The organism is Variovorax monticola (assembly GCF_051216855.1).
In the GTDB taxonomy this organism is placed as follows: Bacteria; Pseudomonadota; Gammaproteobacteria; order Burkholderiales; family Burkholderiaceae_C; genus Variovorax.
The window spans coordinates 383,102-402,222 of record NZ_JBPJZP010000008.1 but is presented as its reverse complement, the minus strand read 5'-3'; the positions used below and the strand labels follow the sequence as shown (position 1 = coordinate 402,222).

At 66.7% G+C, this 19,121-nt stretch carries 17 protein-coding genes and 3 tRNA genes; 8 read left to right on the top strand and 12 right to left on the bottom strand.

The annotated features are described in order from the left end of the window. From ACSFA5_RS28625 to ACSFA5_RS28610, 4 genes are read right to left on the bottom strand one after another with little or no spacing between them, the layout of a single operon-like run. A complete protein-coding gene (locus ACSFA5_RS28625) occupies positions 1-600 on the bottom strand; it encodes a non-canonical purine NTP pyrophosphatase (RefSeq protein WP_435447426.1) in 600 nt (199 codons plus the stop codon). Between the two features lie 46 nt (positions 601-646). Then, positions 647-1,378: a ribonuclease PH gene (rph, locus tag ACSFA5_RS28620; protein ID WP_435447425.1), complete on the bottom strand. Its 732-nt coding sequence runs from the start codon at positions 1,376-1,378 to the stop codon at positions 647-649. Between the two features lie 50 nt (positions 1,379-1,428). After that, on the bottom strand, positions 1,429-2,340 hold the full coding sequence (locus ACSFA5_RS28615) for a PP2C family protein-serine/threonine phosphatase (protein ID WP_435447424.1): 912 nt from the start codon (positions 2,338-2,340) through the stop codon (positions 1,429-1,431). Positions 2,341-2,344: 4 nt separating this feature from the next. After that, on the bottom strand, positions 2,345-3,352 hold the full coding sequence (locus ACSFA5_RS28610) for a serine/threonine protein kinase (RefSeq protein WP_435447423.1): 1,008 nt from the start codon (positions 3,350-3,352) through the stop codon (positions 2,345-2,347). A gap of 92 nt (positions 3,353-3,444) precedes the next feature. Here ACSFA5_RS28610 and ACSFA5_RS28605 point away from each other — a divergent pair, with 92 nt between their 5' ends. The 4 genes from ACSFA5_RS28605 (at position 3,445) to ACSFA5_RS28590 (ending at position 7,591) form a co-directional block, all read left to right on the top strand. Further along, positions 3,445-4,368: a YicC/YloC family endoribonuclease gene (locus ACSFA5_RS28605; RefSeq protein ID WP_435447422.1), complete on the top strand. Its 924-nt coding sequence runs from the start codon at positions 3,445-3,447 to the stop codon at positions 4,366-4,368. Between the two features lie 11 nt (positions 4,369-4,379). Next, on the top strand, positions 4,380-5,000 hold the full coding sequence (gmk, locus tag ACSFA5_RS28600; RefSeq protein WP_435437078.1) for a guanylate kinase: 621 nt from the start codon (positions 4,380-4,382) through the stop codon (positions 4,998-5,000). A 38-nt stretch (positions 5,001-5,038) separates the two neighbouring features. Further along, on the top strand, positions 5,039-5,242 hold the full coding sequence (gene rpoZ, locus ACSFA5_RS28595; protein WP_019656435.1) for a DNA-directed RNA polymerase subunit omega: 204 nt from the start codon (positions 5,039-5,041) through the stop codon (positions 5,240-5,242). Positions 5,243-5,335: 93 nt separating this feature from the next. Next, positions 5,336-7,591 (top strand): RelA/SpoT family protein, encoded by a 2,256-nt coding sequence (locus ACSFA5_RS28590; RefSeq protein WP_435447421.1) that lies wholly within the window; start codon positions 5,336-5,338, stop codon positions 7,589-7,591. A 12-nt stretch (positions 7,592-7,603) separates the two neighbouring features. Here ACSFA5_RS28590 and greB read toward each other — a convergent pair whose 3' ends face one another. The 5 genes from greB to hrcA form a co-directional block, all read right to left on the bottom strand. Beyond that, positions 7,604-8,179 carry a transcription elongation factor GreB gene (gene greB, locus ACSFA5_RS28585; protein WP_435447420.1) on the bottom strand — a complete coding sequence of 192 codons (576 nt, stop codon included), beginning with the start codon at positions 8,177-8,179 and terminating at the stop codon, positions 7,604-7,606. Between the two features lie 60 nt (positions 8,180-8,239). Continuing rightward, positions 8,240-8,316, bottom strand: a tRNA-Arg gene (locus ACSFA5_RS28580). Between the two features lie 117 nt (positions 8,317-8,433). Beyond that, a tRNA-Arg gene (locus tag ACSFA5_RS28575) sits at positions 8,434-8,510 on the bottom strand. An 84-nt stretch (positions 8,511-8,594) separates the two neighbouring features. Then, positions 8,595-8,671, bottom strand: a tRNA-Ile gene (locus tag ACSFA5_RS28570). A 31-nt stretch (positions 8,672-8,702) separates the two neighbouring features. After that, on the bottom strand, positions 8,703-9,710 hold the full coding sequence (gene hrcA / locus ACSFA5_RS28565) for a heat-inducible transcriptional repressor HrcA (protein WP_435447419.1): 1,008 nt from the start codon (positions 9,708-9,710) through the stop codon (positions 8,703-8,705). A 31-nt stretch (positions 9,711-9,741) separates the two neighbouring features. On the opposite strand from hrcA, the gene ACSFA5_RS28560 reads away from it, so the two are divergent. Genes ACSFA5_RS28560 through rapZ form a run of 3 tightly spaced genes read left to right on the top strand, consistent with a single transcriptional unit; the run spans position 9,742 to position 13,218 of the window. Continuing rightward, positions 9,742-10,659, top strand: a complete 918-nt coding sequence (locus ACSFA5_RS28560; RefSeq protein ID WP_435447418.1) for an NAD kinase — start codon at positions 9,742-9,744, stop codon at positions 10,657-10,659. Position 10,660: 1 nt separating this feature from the next. Next, positions 10,661-12,343, top strand: a complete 1,683-nt coding sequence (gene recN / locus ACSFA5_RS28555) for a DNA repair protein RecN (RefSeq protein WP_435447417.1) — start codon at positions 10,661-10,663, stop codon at positions 12,341-12,343. Continuing rightward, on the top strand, positions 12,340-13,218 hold the full coding sequence (rapZ, locus tag ACSFA5_RS28550) for an RNase adapter RapZ (protein WP_435447416.1): 879 nt from the start codon (positions 12,340-12,342) through the stop codon (positions 13,216-13,218). The genes recN and rapZ overlap by 4 nt, the downstream gene beginning before the upstream one ends. Positions 13,219-13,239: 21 nt before the next feature. Here rapZ and mutY read toward each other — a convergent pair whose 3' ends face one another. From mutY to mutM, 3 genes are all read right to left on the bottom strand, one after another. Then, positions 13,240-14,283: an A/G-specific adenine glycosylase gene (gene mutY, locus ACSFA5_RS28545; RefSeq protein ID WP_435447415.1), complete on the bottom strand. Its 1,044-nt coding sequence runs from the start codon at positions 14,281-14,283 to the stop codon at positions 13,240-13,242. Between the two features lie 34 nt (positions 14,284-14,317). Next, positions 14,318-16,279 carry a dynamin family protein gene (locus ACSFA5_RS28540; protein WP_435447414.1) on the bottom strand — a complete coding sequence of 654 codons (1,962 nt, stop codon included), beginning with the start codon at positions 16,277-16,279 and terminating at the stop codon, positions 14,318-14,320. 99 nt (positions 16,280-16,378) lie between these two features. Further along, positions 16,379-17,191, bottom strand: a complete 813-nt coding sequence (gene mutM, locus ACSFA5_RS28535) for a bifunctional DNA-formamidopyrimidine glycosylase/DNA-(apurinic or apyrimidinic site) lyase (protein ID WP_435447413.1) — start codon at positions 17,189-17,191, stop codon at positions 16,379-16,381. 82 nt (positions 17,192-17,273) lie between these two features. On the opposite strand from mutM, the gene ACSFA5_RS28530 reads away from it, so the two are divergent. Next, positions 17,274-19,121 (top strand): tetratricopeptide repeat protein, encoded by a 1,848-nt coding sequence (locus ACSFA5_RS28530; protein ID WP_435447412.1) that lies wholly within the window; start codon positions 17,274-17,276, stop codon positions 19,119-19,121.

Here is a 19,121-nt window from a genome sequence, read left to right as displayed (position 1 = left end):
TCAGAGCCAGCGCTCGCGCATCAACGCCAGCATGGCCTGCGCGGCGCGGCCGCGGTGGCTGTTGGCGTTCTTCACCTCGGGCGAGAGCTGGGCAAAGGTCTTGCCGAAGCTCGGCAGGTGCATGACGGGGTCGAAGCCGAAGCCGTTGTCGCCCACGGGCGCCAGCGCGATCTCGCCGACCACGCGGCCGACGGCGATGAGCGGCTCGGGGTCGTCGTGGCTGCGCAGCGCGACCAGCGTGCTCACGAGCGCGGCGCGGCGGTCGACCACGCCGTCGAGCTGCTCGAGCAGCGCCTTCACGTTGTTGGCATCGCCCTTGCCGTAGCCGAACCGCGTGGCGTAGTGGGCCGTGTCCACGCCCGGCAGTCCGCCGAAGGCGTCGACGCACAGGCCCGCGTCGTCGGCCATGGCCGGCAGTCCGGTGGCGGCGCTGGCGTGGCGCGCCTTGGTCAGCGCGTTCTCCACGAAGGTGCGAAAGGGTTCTTCAGCCTCGCCCACGCCCAGCGCCGACTGCGGCACCAGGGTGACGGACAGCTCGGCAAATAGCTGCTGGAGTTCGGCGAGCTTGCCCGCGTTGTTGGAAGCCAGAACCAGTTTCATAAGTCAAAAGAGGCTGTAACGCACGTCCGACGTACGTCAGTAGCTATTAATCCGATAGCAGCGCCTGCTGTTGCAGGGCGACCAATTCGCCGATGCCCTTTTCGGCCAGGCCGAGCAGGAGGTTCATTTCGTCGCGCGTGAAGGCCGCGCCTTCGGCGGTGCCCTGCACTTCGACGAAGTGGCCGGCACCGGTCATGACGACGTTCATGTCGGTGTCGCAGGTCGAGTCTTCGGTGTATTCGAGGTCGAGCAGCGGCGTGCCGTCGACGATGCCCACCGAGATGGCAGCCACGTGGCCCTTGATGGGCGAGGCCTTCAGGCTGCCGGCGGCCAGCAGCTTGTTGACGGCGTCCTGCGCGGCCACGAAGGCGCCGGTGATGGCCGCGGTGCGCGTGCCGCCGTCGGCCTGCAGCACGTCGCAGTCGAGGTGGATGGTGCGTTCACCGAGGGCGGCCAGGTCGAACACGGCGCGCATCGAGCGGCCGATGAGGCGCTGGATTTCCTGCGTGCGGCCGGTCTGCTTGCCCTTGGCCGCCTCGCGGGCGCTGCGGGTGTGCGTGGCGCGCGGGAGCATGCCGTATTCGGCGGTGACCCAGCCTTCGCCGCTGCCCTTCTTGTGCGGCGGCACGCGCTCTTCGACCGAGGCGGTGCACAGCACGCGGGTCTGGCCGAACTCGATAAGCACCGAGCCTTCGGCATGGATGGTGAAGCCGCGGGTGATGCGCACCGGGCGCAGCTGGTCGGCGGCACGGCCGCCGCTTCGTGTGAAAGCAGTCATTGTTTGAAACCGGAAAAGAAAAAGGGGAAAAGCCGCGCGCGTCCGCGTGTTCAGGTCTTGCGTGCGGCGGAGCGGCGAATGGCTTCGTTGATCTCGGCGATGGAGCGCTCGATGGCGTCTTCGTCGAGGTCGTCGATTTCTGCGTCGGAAGGCATGCCGGCCTGGATGGTCGAGGCGAACACGCCGTCCTCGATGGTCTCGGTGGACACACCGCTGCGGTCGTCGCCGGCGGCGGTGTCGGGCATTTCCCATTCGAGCGCGATGAGCGTGACGTTGTCGCTGTGGGCGCCGCCCTTGCGCAGCGCCATTTCGGCGAGGTCGGGCGCGGCATCGGACACCGGCTTGCCCGAGGACAGCGTGTGCACGATGAGCGCATCGTCCAGCACGCCCCACACGCCGTCGGAGCACAGCATGATGCGGTCGCCGCGCTGCAGCGGCAGCGGCGGCGAAATGTCGAACAGCGGCGTGGTCGGCGAGCCCAGGCAGGTCAGCAGCAGGTTGCGGTTGACGGGCGAGTCGGCGCCGTGCGGCTTGGGGCGCTCGGCGTGCGAGTGGTCGCGCGTGCGCATCAGCAGGCGGCCGTCGCGCACGACGTACAGGCGCGAGTCGCCGCAGTGCATCCAGGTGGCGGTGGCGTTCTGCAGCACGGCGGCGACCACGGTGGTGCGCGGCGTGTCGAGCATGGCCTTGTGGCTGGCGTACCGCATGATCTGCTGGTGCGCGGCCATGGCCGATTCGGCGAGGAACGCCTTCACGTCCTTCACGGTCGGGCGCGCCTCGCGCTGGTAGAGCGCGGCAATGGTCTGCAGCGCGAGCTGCGCCGCCACTTCGCCTTCCGGGTGGCCGCCCATGCCGTCGGCCAGCACGAACAGACCCGACTCCCGCGTGTAGCAATAGCCCATGCGGTCTTCGTTCTTGACACGGCCGCCCTTGCGGCTGACCTGGAAGACGGAAAATTTCATGATGTCATGCGGGGCGCGTGGTGGGCGCGACAGCCTTGGGCAGGCTCTTCTTGTCGAAGGAGCGGATGTTGTCGATCGACAGGCGCACTTTCTCGCCCACCGTGAGCTTGGTGTAGCGGCGCTCGCCTTCGCGGCTGAGTTCCTTCTGCAGCGCAAAGACGGACTGCGGGCGCGACAGCGGGTCGAGCGACATGCACCACTCGACCACCTCGATCAGGTTGTCGGAGTACACGCCGCGCAGGCGAGACAACGACAGGCTGAGCCGGTCTTTCTCGATGCGCCGCGGCGCGTCGTTGGGCGGGTAGCCCTGCATGCAGGCGTAGATGCAGGCGCCGATGGCGTAGATGTCGGTCCACGGGCCCATCGAGGAATCGCGCCGGTACATCTCGGGAGCCGCGAAGCCGGGCGTGTACATCGGGCGGATGAAGATGCCTTCCTTGCTGAGCACCTCGCGCGCGGCGCCGAAGTCGATCAGCACGGCGCGGTCGTCGTCGGTGACGAAGATGTTGGCCGGCTTGATGTCCAGGTGCAGCATCTTGTATTGATGGACGATGCGCAGGCCGCGCAGGATCTCGTCGAACAGCGAGCGGATGGTCGACTCGCGGAACACCTTCTGCTTTTTCAGGTCGCGCGCCGTGACCACGAAGTCCTGCAGGGTCGCGCCCTCCAGGTAGTTCATGACCATGTAGACGGTCTCGTTCTCGCGAAAGAAATTGAGCACGCTGACCACCGAGGCATGCGAGATCTGGGCGAGCGAGCGGCCTTCTTCGAAAAAGCTCTTCAGGCCGAGCCGGTAGAGCGAGAGCTTCTCGGGCGGCACCTGCGGGTTCAGTTCACCGGGCCCGCGGGTGGCCAGCGACGACGGCAGGTATTCCTTGATGGCCACCTGCTGGCCGTTGGGGTCGACAGCGAGGTAGACAACGCCGAAACCGCCCGCTGAAAGCCGGCGAATCACGCGATATCCGCCAATGACCGTATCGGGTGACAGGGGGGTAGGCTTGACCTTTGACATAATCCGGGAGTTTCGCCCGAAGGCGATGGTGCGGCAAGCGAACGCCGTGCCGACGCCTCGGTGCATGCAAGCAAAAACCACAGTGAGGCGCAATGCCAGTTTACAGCATGACCGGCTACGCCAGCGGCCAAAACGGGTCCGCAGGCAGCCACTCCGAAGCCGAGGCACGGCCTCCCGCCGCGGGTCGGCTCGGGGTAGAAATCCGCTCGGTCAACAGCCGCTTTCTCGATCTCACCTTCAAGTTGCCGGAGGAGCTGCGCCAGCATGAAACCGCGCTGCGCGAGCTGCTCACGGGCAAGCTCAAGCGCGGCAAGGTCGAGGTACGCGCCGCCATCGAGAACACGGCCCAGGCCGGTGTCGTCGAGCCCTCCGTGAAGCTGCTCCAGCGGCTCAACGGGGTGCAGGACACCGTCAAGGCCTGGTTGCCCGGCGCCCGCGAGCTGAGCGTGGCCGACGTGCTGCGCCTGGCCGGCGGCGACAGCGCCGCCCGCGGCGACTGGGGCCCCGACCTGCTCGAGGTGACCGGCAAGGCCCTCGACGGCCTGATGTCGGCCCGCCAGCGCGAAGGCGCGCGGCTCGCCAAGATGCTCGACGCCCACCTGGGCCAGTTGCGCGCCCTGGTGCTGCAGGCCGGCCCGCTGGTGCCGCAACTGGTCGAACAGCAGCGCACCCGCTTCCTGGAGCGCTGGCAGGAAGCCATGGGCCTGACGGCCGGCACCGGAGGAACCCTGCCCGAGGCCGCCCAGGACCGCGCGCTGACCGAGGCCACCGCCTTCGCGATCCGCATCGACGTGGCCGAAGAGCTCACCCGGCTGAACTCGCACCTCGACGAGATCGAGCGGCTGCTCAAGAAGGGCGGCGAGATCGGCAAGCGCCTGGACTTCCTGATCCAGGAGCTGCACCGCGAGGCCAATACCCTGGGCTCGAAGTCGGCCGCGCTGGAACTCACGCGCATCGGCGTGGACATGAAGGTGCTGATCGAGCAGATGCGCGAACAGGTGCAGAACATCGAATGACGAGCGAAAGAATGGACTACCCCGGCAATATCTTCGTGGTCGCGGCGCCCAGCGGCGCCGGCAAGTCGAGCCTGGTCAAGGCGCTCATGGAGCTCGATTCGGCCGTCCAGCCCTCGGTTTCCCACACGACCCGGTCGCCACGCGGCCAGGAAAAGCACGGCCGCGAGTACTTCTTTGCCTCGCCGTCGGAGTTCGACGCGATGATCGTGGCGGACGGTTTCGTGGAATGGGCCCATGTGCACGGTCACAAGTACGGCACGTCGAAGAAAGCCATCGAGGAGCGGATCGCCCAGGGGGCGGACGTCATCCTCGAAATCGACTTCCAGGGTGCGCTGCAGATCCGCAAGACCTTTTCCAACGCGGTGATGATCTTCATCCTGCCGCCCAGCTGGGAAGAACTGCGTTCGCGGCTCGAGCGGCGCGGCGAAGACAGCGCCTCGGTGATCGAGCTGCGCCTGAAAAACGCCGCCGAAGAGATGGCGCGGGCGGGGGAATTCGACTTCGTTATAATCAACGAGTTATTTGAGCGCGCGCTCTTCGATCTCAAGGCGATCGTCCACGCTCAGCGGCTTCGGTACTCCGCACAGCGCCGTGCGCGCGCCGACACATTCGCCGCACTGAACATCCCCTGATATCCGAGCCCTCGCTCACCGACAGAAAGATTCTCATCATGGCCCGCATCACCGTCGAAGATTGTCTCGTCCACATCCCGAACCGCTTTCAGCTCGTTCTGGCCGCGACCTACCGCGCGCGCATGCTGAGCCAGGGCCACGCACCCAAGATCGAGAGCAAGAACAAGCCCGCCGTGACCGCCCTGCGCGAAATCGCCGAAGGCAAGATCGGCCTCGAAATGCTCAAGAAGGTGCCGGGCTGATCTGACGCAGCCCTGCAACGAAAAGGCACCGCGAAGCGGTGCTTTTTTTATGCCCGGACGCGTCCATACAGTGGTCACGCTAAAGTGATAGACATGAGCGCGGTTGCCAAACATCAGTCCCAAGCCCCCAAGGGCCCGCCGAAGCCGAGCCCGGCGGCGCTGAATGCGGCGGCCGCAAGCTTTGCCGCATTGACGGCACGCCTCGACTACCTGAGCCCCGAGGACACCGAGCTGGTGCGGCGCGCATACCGCTTTGCCGACGAGGCCCACCTCGGCCAACTGCGCAACAGCGGCGAGCCGTACATCACCCACCCGATCGCCGTGGCGGCGCAATGCGCTGAATGGAAGCTCGACGCGCAGGCTCTGATGGCCGCCCTGCTCCATGACGCCATCGAAGATTGCGGCGTCACCAAGCCTGAACTCATCGAACGCTTCGGCGCCCCGGTTGCAGAGCTGGTCGACGGGCTGACCAAGCTCGACAAGCTGCAGTTCAACACGCGCGAGGAAAACCAGGCCGAGTCTTTCCGCAAGATGCTGCTGGCCATGGCGCGCGATGTGCGCGTCATTTTGGTCAAGCTGGCGGACCGCACGCACAACATGCGCACGCTGGCCGACGCGCCGCGTGAAAAGTGGGCGCGCATCTCGCGCGAAACGCTCGAAATCTATGCGCCCATCGCGCACCGCCTCGGGCTGAACCAGACCTACCGCGAACTGCAGGAGCTGTCGTTCCGGCACATGAAGCCCTGGCGCTACGCCACGCTGTCCAAGGCCGTGGCCAAGGCACGCGGTCGCCGCCGCGACCTGATCCAGAAGGTGCAGCGCGAGGTCGAGACCGCCTTCGCGTCCGCCGGCATGACGCTGAGGATCGCGGGGCGCGAAAAAACGCTGTATTCGATCTACCGCAAGATGGAAGAAAAACACCTGAGCTTCGCCCAGGTGACCGACATCTACGGCTTTCGCCTGATCGTGCCGAACGTGATCGCCTGCTATACCGGCCTGGGCATCCTGCACCAGATGTACAAGCCGCTGCCGGGCAAGTTCAAGGACCACATCGCGATCGCCAAGCTCAACGGCTACCAGTCGCTGCACACCACGCTGGTGGGCCCGGCCGGCGTGAGCGTCGAGTTCCAGCTGCGAACCGAGGCGATGCACGTGGTGGCCGAATCCGGCGTGGCGGCGCACTGGCTGTACAAGGCGGCCGAACCCAATGCGGCCAGCAACGACCGGCTGGGCACCAAGTGGCTGCAGTCGCTGCTCGACATCCAGGACGAAACGCGCGACGCCGCGGAGTTCTGGGACCACGTCAAGGTCGACCTGTTTCCGGATGCGGTCTACGTGTTCACGCCGAAGAGCCAGATCATGGCGCTGCCCCGCGGTGCCACGGTGGTCGACTTCGCGTACGCCATTCACAGCAACATCGGCGACCACACGTCGGCTGCGCGCATCAACGGCGACCAGGTGCCGCTGCGCACCGAGCTCAAGAACGGCGACGTGGTCGAAGTGATCACGGCGCCGGTGTCGACGCCCAATCCGGCCTGGCTCGGGTTCGTGCGAACCGGTCGGGCGCGCTCCAAGATCCGTCATTACCTGAAGACCCTGGCACACACCGAGTCCGAAGGCCTGGGTGAAAAGCTGCTGGCCCAGGCGCTGCGCGCTGAAGGGTTGAGCAAGCTGCCGGAGAACGACGACGAACACCAGCCACTGTGGGAAAAGCTGCTGCGCTTCACCGGCAACCGCACCCGCTCCGAACTGCTGACCGACATCGGCCTTGGCAAACGCATCGCCAGCATCGTCGCGAAGCGGCTGGTCTCCATGCTCTCCGAACTGGGCGAGCGGCCCGACGCCCTGCTGCTGAGCCGCGAGCGCTTCATCTCGCACGAGACCGTGTCCCAGGGCGCTGTCACGCTCGACGGCAGCGAGAACTCATCGGTGCGTTTCGCGCTGTGCTGCCGTCCCATTCCCGGAGACCAGATCGTCGGCTACCTCGGGCATGGCGAAGGCCTGGTGGTGCACACCGACGACTGCGGCGTCGGCCAGCGGCTGCGCCACAAGGACAGCGAACGCTTCTTCGCAGTCGAGTGGGCGGACGAGCCCACGCGCCCCTTCGAAACCGGCGTGGTCATCACCGTGCGCAACGACAAGGGTGTGCTGGCGCGGGTCGCGGCCACGCTGGCCGATGCGGAAGCCGACATCACGCACGTGGAAATGGCCGACGAGACACCGCAGGATTCGACCGACCTGCGTTTCGTGATTGCCGTGCGCGACCGCGCGCACCTGGACGCCGTGCTGCGCTCAGCGCGCCGGACCGCGTCGGTGCTGACGGCGTCCCGGACTGTTCCCGCGCCCTGAGACCTGCGGTTTCTAGGCCGCGGCCGGGCGTGGCGCGGGATAACTCACTGAAAGAATTTCGATCTCGTGCGCGCCGCCCGGCGTGACGAGCTTGACCACATCGCCCTCGCGCGACTTGAGCAGCACCCGCGCGATCGGGGAAATCCAGCTGACCTGAGCGTTCGCGCTCTCCGCCTCGTCGATCCCGAGGATGGTGACACTGCGTTCCTCGCCCGTCTCGTCCACATAGCGGACCGTGGCACCGAAGAAGACCTGATCACGGCCATGGTGCACCGACGGATCGGTGATCTCGGCGACCTCGAGGCGCTTGGTGAGAAAGCGGACGCGGCGGTCGATTTCGCGCAGGCGCTTCTTCCCGTAGAGATAGTCGCCGTTCTCGGAACGGTCGCCGTTCTTGGCGGCCCAGTGCACCGTCTCGACGATTTTCGGGCGCTCCTCGTCCATCAGGTGCAGCAGTTCGTCGCGCAGTCGCGCGTAGCCGTGGGGGGTGATGTAGTTCTTGCTGCCCGCGGGCAGCGGCGGCAAAACGCCACCGGCGCCGTCATCGTCTCCGTCGGAATCCGTTTCCTTGGTGAATGCCTTGCTCAACGCAAAATCCTCCAAAAAGAAAAAAGCCCGGAAGACGAATCTTCCGGGCTTTTCATGTAGTGGTGCGGCTGGCAGGAATTGAACCCACGACCCCTTGGTTCGTAGCCAAGTACTCTATCCAACTGAGCTACAGCCGCACAGCTTGCAATTATAGCCCGCTTTTCTCGACCTTTTTGACTCTGCTTAGCCGGATACACGCAGGCTTCACAAAAGAAAAATGCCCGGGAGACGAATCTTCCGGGCATTTTCAGAGTTGGTGCGGCTGGCAGGAATTGAACCCACGACCCCTTGGTTCGTAGCCAAGTACTCTATCCAACTGAGCTACAGCCGCTAAGCCTTCGATTATATCCCGTTTCGTAGAGCATTCCCGCAGCGAAGCGGAAACGTTGCCAAAACCTGATGCAAAAAGAGGCGGTGGTAGGCCGTGATGGGCTTGAACCATCGACCAACGGATTATGAGTCCGCTGCTCTAACCAGCTGAGCTAACGGCCCACGCGGCCCGATTCTATTCGCGGCGCGCGGCCTACTTGCGATGGCTCAACGCGTTGGTCACCAGGCGCGACGTGATGTCGACGATCTGGATCATGCGTTCATAAGGCATGCGCGTCGGCCCGATCACGCCCAGCGTGCCTACGACCTGCCCGTCGACCTCGTAATTGGCGCTCACGATGGACAGCTCTTCGAACGGCACCACCTGGCTTTCGCCGCCGATGAAGATGCGCACGCCTTCGGCCTTGCTCGACACGTCGAGCAGCCGCATGAGCTGGGCCTTCTGCTCGAAAAGCTCGAAAGCGCGGCGCAGCTGGCCCATGTCGCTGGAGAAGTCGCTCACCGCGAGCAGGTTGCGCTCGCCGGAAATCACGACGTCGTCTTCCTGCGCTTCGGTCAGCACTTCGGAGCTGACCTGCACCGCCGCCTGCATCAAGGCGGCAATCTCGCCGCGCAGCGTTTCGATCTCGGACTGAAGCTTGTCGCGCACCTGCTCGATGGTCAGGCCCGCATAGTGCGCATTGATGTAATTCGAGGCTTCGACCAGTTGCGACTGCGAATAGTCGGCCTCCGGGAAGATCACCCGGTTCTGCACGTCGCCGTCGGGCGAGACGATGATCACCAGCAGCCGCTTTTCGGAAAGGCGCAGAAACTCGATCTGCTTGAACACCGAGGCACGCCGCGGCGCCATCACCACGCCCACGAACTGCGACATGTTCGACAGCAGGTTGGCTGCGTTGGCAATCACCTTCTGTGGCTGGTCGGGCGCGAGGCTCGGCGCGGTCATGTGCTCGCGCTGGGCAGTCAGCATGGTGTCGACGAACAGGCGGTAGCCGCGGTGCGTCGGGATGCGGCCCGACGAGGTGTGCGGGCTGGCAATCAGCCCCAACCCCTCGAGGTCGGACATGACGTTGCGGATGGTCGCGGGCGACAGGTCCAGCCCCGCCGAACGCGACAGCGTGCGTGACCCGACGGGTTGCCCGTCGGCAATGTAGCGCTCGACGAGCGTCTTGAGCAGCAACTTGGCACGGTCGTCCAGCATTGCAAGATTTTAGTGTTGTAATTTGTGAGATATGACCTCTCGCTTCCGTTACGTCGCCCTGATCGGCAAATACCAGGCTTCCGGCGCCCGAGCGCAGGCGGACGCCCGCGACGGGGTGATGGAAGACATTGGCACGTTCCTGGAATCGCAGGGCTGCACGGTTTTCGTCGAACGCTCGACCTGCGAAGAGGAAGATCAAGACGAAGGCGCCCCGACGCATCCGCGCTACGAAGCCCTGTCGGTCGAGGAAATCGGCCAGCGCTGCGACCTCGGCCTGGTGGTCGGCGGCGACGGCACCATGCTCGGCATCGGCCGGCAGCTCGCGAGCTACGGCATTCCTTTGATCGGCATCAACCGGGGGCGCCTCGGCTTCATCACCGACATTCCGCTGGACAACTACCAGGCCACGCTGATTCCCATGCTGGCCGGCGAATACGAGGAAGACCACCGCAGCCTGATCCACGCGCGCGTCATGCGCGACGGCGTCTCGGTGTTCGACGCGCTCGCCATGAACGACGTGGTGGTCAACCGCGGCGCCACCTCCGGCATGGTCGAGTTGCGCGTGTCCGTCGGGCGGCACTTCGTGGCCAACCAGCGCGCCGACGGGCTGATCATCGCGACGCCCACGGGCTCGACGGCCTATGCGCTGTCGGCCGGCGGCCCGCTGCTGCATCCGGCGGTGCCGGGCTGGGTGCTGGTGCCCATTGCGCCGCACACGCTGTCGAACCGCCCCGTGCTGCTGCCCGATGCAGACGAGATCGTGATCGAGCTGGTCGGCGGGCGCGACGCCAGTGCCAATTTCGACATGCAGTCGCTGGCCTCGCTCGCCATCGGCGACCGCGTGGTGGTGCGCCGCTCCGACTTCCGCGTGCGCTTCCTGCATCCGCGCGGCTGGAGCTATTTCGATACCTTGCGCAAGAAACTTCACTGGAACGAAGGGGGCTCCTGACATGGCGCTGCGACGCATCGCACTGCGCGACTTCGTGATCGTGCGATCACTCGAACTCGACCTGTCTGGCGGCTTCACGGTCTTGACCGGTGAAACCGGTGCGGGCAAATCCATCCTGATCGACGCACTGCAACTGGCGCTGGGCAACCGCGCCGACGCCGGTGCGGTGCGCGAAGGTGCCGAGCGGCTCGACGTGAGCGCGGAGTTCGACGCCGACCCGGCCATGGACACATGGCTCGACAAAGGCGGCTTCGAAGCCGGCGACGCCCTGCTGCTGCGCCGTACCGTCGATCTGCAAGGCCGCAGCCGCGGCTGGATCAACGGCAGTCCGGCCACGGCCACGCAACTTCGCGAGCTTGGCGACCACCTGCTCGACATCCACGGCCAGCACGCCTGGCAGAGCCTGACACGGCCCGAGGCCGTGCGTGGCCTGCTCGATGCCTATGCGGGCGTGCGTACCGACGCGCTCGACGCCGCATGGCACGGCTGGCGGCAGGCGCTTTCGTCGCTCCAGCACGCGCGCTCGGCGCAAGACTCGCTGCAGCGCGAACGCGAGCGGCTTCAGTGGCAGATTTCCGAAGTCGCCAAGCTCGCGCCCGGCGCCGACGAATGGGAAGAGCTGTCGACCAACCACTCGCGCATCTCCAACGCGCAGGCCTTGATCGATGCGGCCCAGGGTGCCAGCCAGGCGCTGGAAGACGACGACCACGGCGCGCTCGCCGCGCTCACGCGCGCGGCGACTCTGCTGCAGAACTGCGAACACATCGAGCCCGAGTTCCGCAACCTGGGCGAAGTGCTGGCCTCCTGCGTGGCACAGGCCTCCGACGCGGCGCATTCGCTGCACGGCTACCTGCGCGACGCCGAAGCGGACCCCCGCGGCCTGGCCGAACTGGACGAGCGCATGGGCCTGTGGATGTCGCTCGCGCGCCGGTACAAGCGCACGCCCGCCGACCTGCCGGCGCTGCTGGCCGGCTGGCAGGCCGAGCTGCAGGCGCTCGACGCACAAAGCGATCTCGAAGGCCTGGAGCGCGCCGAAGAGGCCGCGCAGCAGGTCTACATGAAGGAAGCCAAGGCCCTCGGCAAGTCGCGCAAGCAGGCTGCGCCGCGCCTCGCGCAGGCCGTGACGCAGGCCATGCAGGGCCTGGGCATGCAGGGCGGACGTTTCGAGGTCGAGCTGCAGCCGCTGGCGCAGCCGGGCCGCGCCGGCCTTGAAGAAGTGACGTTCCTCGTGGCCGGCCACACCGGCAGCACGCCGCGCGCCATCGGCAAGGTGGCCTCAGGCGGCGAACTGTCGCGCATCGCGCTGGCCATCGCCGTGACGACCAGCCAGCTCGGCGCCGCACAGACGCTGATCTTCGACGAGGTCGACGCGGGCGTCGGCGGCGCTGTCGCCGAGACGGTCGGCCGGCTCATGAAGCAGCTCGGCCGCGACCGCCAGGTGCTCGCCGTGACCCACCTGCCGCAGGTGGCCGCCTGCGCCGACCACCACCTCGTGGTCGCCAAGCGCCAGACGGCGGCCGCCGGCAAGGAGGGCCCGCGCACCGAGAGCGGCGTGTCGCGCCTCGACGACGACAACCGCGCCAGGGAAATCGCCCGCATGCTGGGCGGCGAGAAGGTCTCGCAGACCTCGCTGGCCCACGCCCGCGAGATGCTGGGCCACAAGACCTCCGTGACCGCGCCATGAACCTCGATCTCGTGCTCATCACGGGCATGTCGGGTTCCGGCAAGTCGGTGGCCCTGCATGCCATGGAAGACGCCGGCTACTACTGCGTCGACAACCTGCCGCCCGAGCTGCTGACACCCTTCATTGCCCTGCAACACGAGCAGGAAACCCCGCGCGTGGCCATTGCCATGGACGTGCGCAGCGGGGTGTCGCTGCCGATCGTTCCGCAACAGCTCGAAGCGCTGCGGCGCGACGGCGGCATTTCGCTGCGCTCGCTGTTTCTCGACGCGACCACCGACGCCCTGCTGCGCCGCTATTCGGAAACCCGCCGCCGCCACCCCCTGTCGCGCCAGGAAGGCCGCACCGACGTGCCCGAACAGCATCGCGTGCTGATGCAGGCCATCGAACTCGAGCGTGAACTGCTGGCCGACCTGCGCGACGGCGCCGACGTGATCGACACCAGCCTGATCCGGCCGGCACAGCTGCAGAGCTACATCAAGTCGTTGATCTCCGCGCCGCAGAACGCGTTGACGCTGGTCTTCGAGTCGTTCGCCTTCAAGCGCGGCGTGCCGCTGGATGCCGACTACGTGTTCGATGTGCGCATGCTGCCCAACCCGCACTACGTGCCCGCATTGCGGCCGCTCACCGGCCGCGACGAGCCGGTGATCGAGTGGCTGCGCGAGCACGACGACGTGGCGCGCATGTACGACGACATCGAGCAGTTCCTGTCTCACTGGATCGATGCGCTGGCGCGCGACCATCGCAGCTACGTCACGGTGGCGATCGGCTGCACCGGCGGGCAGCACCGCTCGGTGTTCCTGGTCGAGCAGCTGGCGCGGTCTTTCGGCGCGCGTTGGGGTGCGCTGAAGCGCCACCGCGAACTCGACGCGACCTGAGGGTCGCCAGCCTCTAGGGACTCAGGGACTCTTGGTCTCGCTGCTCTCCAGCAGCTTGCGCATCGGCGCCGGCAGCCCCAGCCGGCTCCATTCCTCTGCCGCGATCCAGCGTGCGCCTTCGCCTTGCGGCTGGGCGCCCTGCAGTTGCACGGGGTGCAGATGCAGGTCCTTGTGGGTCAGCACGTGCACGAAAGCCGGCAGCTCTTGCACATCGCGCTGCGCGGCGGCAGGCAATGCGGCGAGCAGTTCGTCGCGGCTGTCGAACACGGGCAGGCAATAAAGCCCGGCCCAGATGCCCTTGGCCGGGCGCTTTTCCAGCCAGACGCGGCCCTGACCATCGCGCGCGAGCAGCACCCAGAGCGACTGGGCGCTGCGCTTGAGCTTGCGGGTCTTCACTGGATAGCGCTCGGGCTCGCCTTCGCGCAAGGCCACGCAGCACTTGTCGACCGGGCAGATCATGCAGCTGGGCTTGCGCGGCAGGCACACGGTCGCGCCCAGGTCCATCACCCCTTGCGTGTAATGCGCGATGGCTTCGCGCTGTTCGGCAGGCGGCAGCAATTGCGTCGCCAAGTCCCACAGCGCGCGCTCCTGCGCAGCCGAAGACATGTCGCCCGCAAAGCCGAGCACGCGCGTCAGCACGCGCTTCACGTTGCCGTCGAGAATCGCCACGCGCTCGCCGAAGCAGAAAGCGGCAATCGCTGCGGAGGTCGAACGGCCGATGCCGGGCAAAGTGACGAGCTCGGCCGCCGTGTGCGGAAACTCCCCGCCGAAGCGCGCGACCACGTCCTGCGCGCAGCGGTGCATGTTGCGCGCACGGCTGTAGTAGCCCAGGCCGCTCCACAGGCCGAACACCTCGTCTTCCGTGCCCGCGGCCAGTGCCTTCACATCAGGAAACCGTTCGAGAAAACGCGCGAAGTAGCCCAGCACCGTCGTGACCTGCGTCTGCTGGAGCATCACCTCCGACAGCCACACGCGGTAAGGGTCGCGGGTGTTCTGCCACGGCAGCTGGCTGCGCCCGTGCGTGCGCTGCCAGCGCACGATCTGTGCAGCGAAATCGGGCGGCAATGGCGAAGAGGCAACCGCCTCGGCGGCGGAACGTTCAGGCCGCACGCAATTCGCCGACCGTGGCCATGGGCGGCGGCTTTCCCGGCTGCGCGATCAGTGACGTGAACTCGCTCAGCCGGACATGCAGCTCGGCCAGGTCGCGCTCCTGCGCCGCCAGCTCGACCAGGCGCTCGTCCAGGTTGCCGGCCGCGCTCTGGATGCGCTCGATGGCCTCGATGCGCTTGCTGAAATTGCGCCGGCGCTCCTTCAGCTGCGCATCGATCTGCGCACTCGCGCCCTTGCTCCAGCGCTCGACTTCGGTCATCGCGGCTTCGTTGACGAGCCGCAGGCGGCTGGCCAGCGCGCGTACCAGCTTGTCGCAGAAATCGGCCTGCGCCAGCTTCAGCAGGTTGCCCACGCCCAGGTAGTGGATGTGGCTGCGTTCGATCTGGCTGAGCTCCTGCTCGAAGCCCGTGAGATCGGGCTCTGCCGGCGCCTGCAGCGTGAAGCCCTGCTCGGCGTTGAGCTGGCGGAAGGTGGCGTGCAGCATCGACTGGATCTCGGCCGTGGTCGCCTGCACTTCGCGCAGGTTGTTGCGCAGCGAGTCGAAAGTCTCGGCGTACACCTTGCGCACGTTGAACTTGACGCCCGGGCGCTTGAGCGCAGCCGACAGCCGCACCATGTCGGCCTTGAGCGCGGTGCGCCCGAGCACGGCGTACACCTCGCGCAAAAGCTTGCCCTGCACCGAACGCAGCGCCAGGATGCGCGTGTTGCTGCCCTCGAACTCGGCGTGTTCCTGGTCGATGCGCGCGCGCATGTGGCGGATCACCGAGACGTTCTTGCCGCGCAAGCCCTGCAGTTCGAGCGCCTGCTCGGACAGGTCGCGCTGGCGCACCTTCAGGATGCGTTCGGCTTCGGCACGCAGCGCGGTCATGCCGGCATCGACCGCGAGCCGCAGCATGGTCTCGCGCTTGCCGAGCACGCCTTCGCCCAGCAGCGATTCGAGCGCCGGGAGGCGGCTGGCCTGCAGCAGTTGCGCATCGTTCTGGATCTTGGCCTGCAGCCCCTTTTGCGCCGACACCGGCAGCACCTGCGCCAGAGGCACTTCGAGCAACCGGGCCGCGCCTTCGCGCTGGCGCTCGATCTGCTGTTCGATGTGCGCGGGCGTGCTCAGCGTGTCCCACATCGTGTCGATCTTGTTGAGCACAACGAAGCGCGTGTCGCTGCCTTCGTCCTCGGTGATCAGGTGTTCGCGCCAGATCGAAAGGTCGGAGCGCGTCACGCCGGTTTCGGCGCCCAGGATGAACACCACGGCATGCGCCTGCGGAATCAGGCTCACCGTGAGTTCGGGTTCGGCGCCGATGGCGTTCAGGCCCGGGGTGTCGAGAATCACGAGCCCCTGTTCCAGCAACGGGTGCGGCATGTTCAGCACCGCGTGGCGCCAGCGCGGGATTTCGACGCGGCCTTCGGCGTCCTGCACCGGGTTGTCGTCGGGTGTGTCGTCGTTCCAGAAACCCAGCGCGCGCGCTTCCTCCTTGCCGACCCAGCGCACCTCGGCCACCTTGCCCATGGCCTGCGCAAGCTGCTCTGCGTTGCCGACGTCGATCGCAATCTCGGTCCAGCGCGCGGGCTTCTCGCGCCAGTGGGCGAGCGAATGCGGCTCCATGCGGGTCTCGATCGGCAGCAGGCGCAGCTTGGGCGCCAGCGCGGGGTCGTAGCCCAGTTCGGTCGGGCACATCGTGGTGCGGCCCGCGCTCGCCGGCATGATGCGGCGCCCGTAGCCGGCAAAGAAGATGGCGTTGATCAGCTCCGACTTGCCGCGCGAGAACTCGGCGACGAAAGCGACCATGACCTTGCTGGTGCGGATCTGCGATTCAAGCCCGCGCAAGCGCTCGGCCACCGACTGGTCGAGCAGCTCGTTCTCGGTCAGCCAGCGGGACAGCCACTGCAGCCGGCGGGCAAAATTGCTTCGCCACGCGCCGTGCTGATCGAGTTGTTGGTTGAAAGAGCGGCTCAAGGGGGAATGTGTAAGAAAGAGCTTACAAATATAGCATCGGCAGGCGTGCAACAACCGTTTCCTGGATATTCCGTTGGCGGTGTTGGCGGCGTCCCACGCTCATTTCTGGCACTGGGGACAGTAAAAGGTCGAGCGCTGCCCCTGGCGCAGCAAACGAATAGGCGTTGCGCAGACCCGACAGGGCTCGCCAGCGCGGCCGTAGACGGTCGCTTCGAGCTGGAAATAGCCGTTCTTGCCGTCCACGTTCGAGAAGTCGCGCAGCGTGCTGCCGCCCTTCTCCACCGCCCGCGCCAGGATCTCGCGCACGGCCGCATGCAACTTCGCCGCGCGCGGACGGCTGATGCGCGCAGCCGAGAGCGTCGGCCGGATGCCCGCCTGAAACAGCGCCTCCGACGCATAGATGTTGCCCACCCCCACCACCACATCGCCCGCCAGCAGCACCTGCTTGACGGCGCTCTTGCGCTTCTTGAGCCCCGCGTGGAAGGCATCGAGGTCGAAGGCATCGCCCAGCGGCTCCATGCCCAGTCCGCCGAGCAGCTTGATGGCCCAGGGGGCGTCTTCATGGTCGACATAGACCACGGCGCCGAAGCGGCGCGGATCGTTCAGCCGCAGCGTGCCGCGGTCGGTCACCAGGTCGAAATGGTCGTGCGTGCCAGGCGCGGGCAATGCCATGTCGAAACGCAGGCTGCCCGACATGCCCAAGTGCAGCAGCAGGATGCCGCGATCCAGGTCGATCAGCAGGTACTTGCCGCGGCGGCGCACCTGCAGCACATGGCGCCCGACCAGCGCCTCGGGCAACACCATCAGGGCCCACCGCAGCGGCTTGCCGATGCGCACCGCGTCGATGCGCGCGCCGGCAATGCGGTCGGCAAAACCGCGCCGGGTGACTTCGACTTCGGGTAATTCGGGCATGAAAAGTAAATCTCCGGCAAACGCGAGCGGCAGCGAAGCCCCCGCGCGGCGCTCGTTCAAAAGCCTGGATTATTATGGTCAGATGAATCTTTCGCCCCGCCGACACCGCCTTGCGGCGGCCGCGTCTCTCGCCTTGCTGGCTTGTGCCGTTCACGCACAGACATCCGATCCCGCAGCCCCCACCAGCCCCGCGCCGGTCATCGAGCGGTCCGCACCGCCGAAGCCGGCGGCCAGGCCGCGGGTGGTCGCTGCCAAGCCGGCGAGCGAGCCCGAAGCACAGCCCTCGGCGCTCACCGCCGACCTGTTCTACGAAATCCTGATGGGCGAGCTGACCACCCGCACGGGCGACCCCGGCTCTGGTTACGCACTTGTGCTCGATGCCGCACGCAGGCTGCGCGACGGCAAGCTCTTCCAGCGCGCGGTCGAGATCGCCCTGCAATCGCGCTCCGGCGACGCGGCCCTTGCCGCGGCGCGCGCCTGGCAGGAAACCCTGCCGACCTCGCGCGATGCCCGGCGCATCGAATTGCAGATCCTGATTGCGCTGAACCGCATCGGCGAAACGGTCGAGCCGCTGCGCGCCGAGGTGGCAGCCACCTCGCAGATCGAACGCCCGCTGCTGATGGCCGTGATCACGCGCAACTACTCGCGTGCCTCGGACAAGAAGCTGGCCGCCTCGGTGGTCGAGCAGGCGTTGGTCGACGAACTCAAGAGCCCCACCACCGGCGGCCTGGCATGGGCCACCGTCGGACGGCTGCGCCTCAATGCCGGTGATGTGTCCGGCGCCCTGGACGCCGCGCGCAAGGGCCAGGACATCGACCCCGCCTCCGACGCACCGGCCGCGCTGGCGCTCGAATTGATCGACCCCGGCCAGCCGCTGGCCGAGCCGATCGTCACGCGCTTCCTGAGCAACAACCCCAAGGCCTCGCCCGACCTGCGCGTGGCGTACGCACGGGTGCTGGTCGAGAACCGCCGCTTCAACGACGCCGCCACGCAACTGCAGGCCGTCACCACGTCGCGACCCGACCTTGCGGAGCCCTGGCTGCTGCTCGGCAGCCTGCAGATGCAGGCCAAGCAGGACGCGGCGGCCGAAGCCTCGATCAAGCGCTTCATCGAACTCTCGGGCAGCCAGGCCAACAAGGACACGGACGCCGCCGACCGCAAACGCGGCGTGGCGCAGGCGTACTTCGCGCTGTCGCAGCTGGCGGAACGGCGCAAGGACTATGCAGCCGCCGAGCGCTGGCTCTCGCGCGTGGACGGCACCGAGGAAGTGGTGGCCGCGCAGACCCGTCGCGCTTCCCTGCTGGCACGCCAGGGCAAGCTGCCGCAGGCGCGCGAAGTCATTCGCGCCCTGCCCGAGCGCACTGCGGAAGACAAGAAACAGAAATTTCTCGCCGAAGTGCAATTGCTGCGCGACGCGAAGCAGTACCAGGCGGCCTACGACATGCTGGCACAGGCCTCAGTGGCCGCGCCGGACGACAGCGACCTCGTCTATGACCAGGCCATGGTGGCCGAGAAGCTCAACCGCCTGGACGACATGGAGCGCCTGCTGCGAAGGCTGATAGAGCTGAAGCCCGAAAGCCAGAACGCGTACAACGCGCTCGGCTATTCGTTCGCCGATCGCAAGATCCGCCTCGACGAAGCGCGCACGCTTATCAGAAAGGCCGTGCAGCTTGCGCCGGACGATCCGTTCATTGCCGACAGCCTGGGCTGGGTCGAGTTCCGGCTCGGCAACACCGACGAGGCCATCCGCATCCTGGAGGCCGCCTACAAGACGCGGCCCGATCCCGAGATTGGCGCGCATTTCGGCGAAGTGCTGTGGGCCATCGGCCAGAAAGACCGCGCGGTCACGATCTGGAAGGAAGCGCTGCTGAGCGACGCCGAAAACGAGACCCTGCAGGAAACGCTGAAGCGCCTGCGGGTCAAGCCGTAG

Coding starts and splice junctions, on each gene's coding strand:
- ACSFA5_RS28625 (WP_435447426.1), bottom strand. CDS start 600: ATGAAACTGGTTCTGGCTTCCAACAACGCGGGCAAGCTCGCCGAACTC.
- rph (WP_435447425.1), bottom strand. CDS start 1,378: ATGACTGCTTTCACACGAAGCGGCGGCCGTGCCGCCGACCAGCTGCGC.
- ACSFA5_RS28615 (WP_435447424.1), bottom strand. CDS start 2,340: ATGAAATTTTCCGTCTTCCAGGTCAGCCGCAAGGGCGGCCGTGTCAAG.
- ACSFA5_RS28610 (WP_435447423.1), bottom strand. CDS start 3,352: ATGTCAAAGGTCAAGCCTACCCCCCTGTCACCCGATACGGTCATTGGC.
- ACSFA5_RS28605 (WP_435447422.1), top strand. CDS start 3,445: ATGCCAGTTTACAGCATGACCGGCTACGCCAGCGGCCAAAACGGGTCC.
- gmk (WP_435437078.1), top strand. CDS start 4,380: ATGGACTACCCCGGCAATATCTTCGTGGTCGCGGCGCCCAGCGGCGCC.
- rpoZ (WP_019656435.1), top strand. CDS start 5,039: ATGGCCCGCATCACCGTCGAAGATTGTCTCGTCCACATCCCGAACCGC.
- ACSFA5_RS28590 (WP_435447421.1), top strand. CDS start 5,336: ATGAGCGCGGTTGCCAAACATCAGTCCCAAGCCCCCAAGGGCCCGCCG.
- hrcA (WP_435447419.1), bottom strand. CDS start 9,710: ATGCTGGACGACCGTGCCAAGTTGCTGCTCAAGACGCTCGTCGAGCGC.
- ACSFA5_RS28560 (WP_435447418.1), top strand. CDS start 9,742: ATGACCTCTCGCTTCCGTTACGTCGCCCTGATCGGCAAATACCAGGCT.
- recN (WP_435447417.1), top strand. CDS start 10,661: ATGGCGCTGCGACGCATCGCACTGCGCGACTTCGTGATCGTGCGATCA.
- rapZ (WP_435447416.1), top strand. CDS start 12,340: ATGAACCTCGATCTCGTGCTCATCACGGGCATGTCGGGTTCCGGCAAG.
- mutM (WP_435447413.1), bottom strand. CDS start 17,191: ATGCCCGAATTACCCGAAGTCGAAGTCACCCGGCGCGGTTTTGCCGAC.
- ACSFA5_RS28530 (WP_435447412.1), top strand. CDS start 17,274: ATGAATCTTTCGCCCCGCCGACACCGCCTTGCGGCGGCCGCGTCTCTC.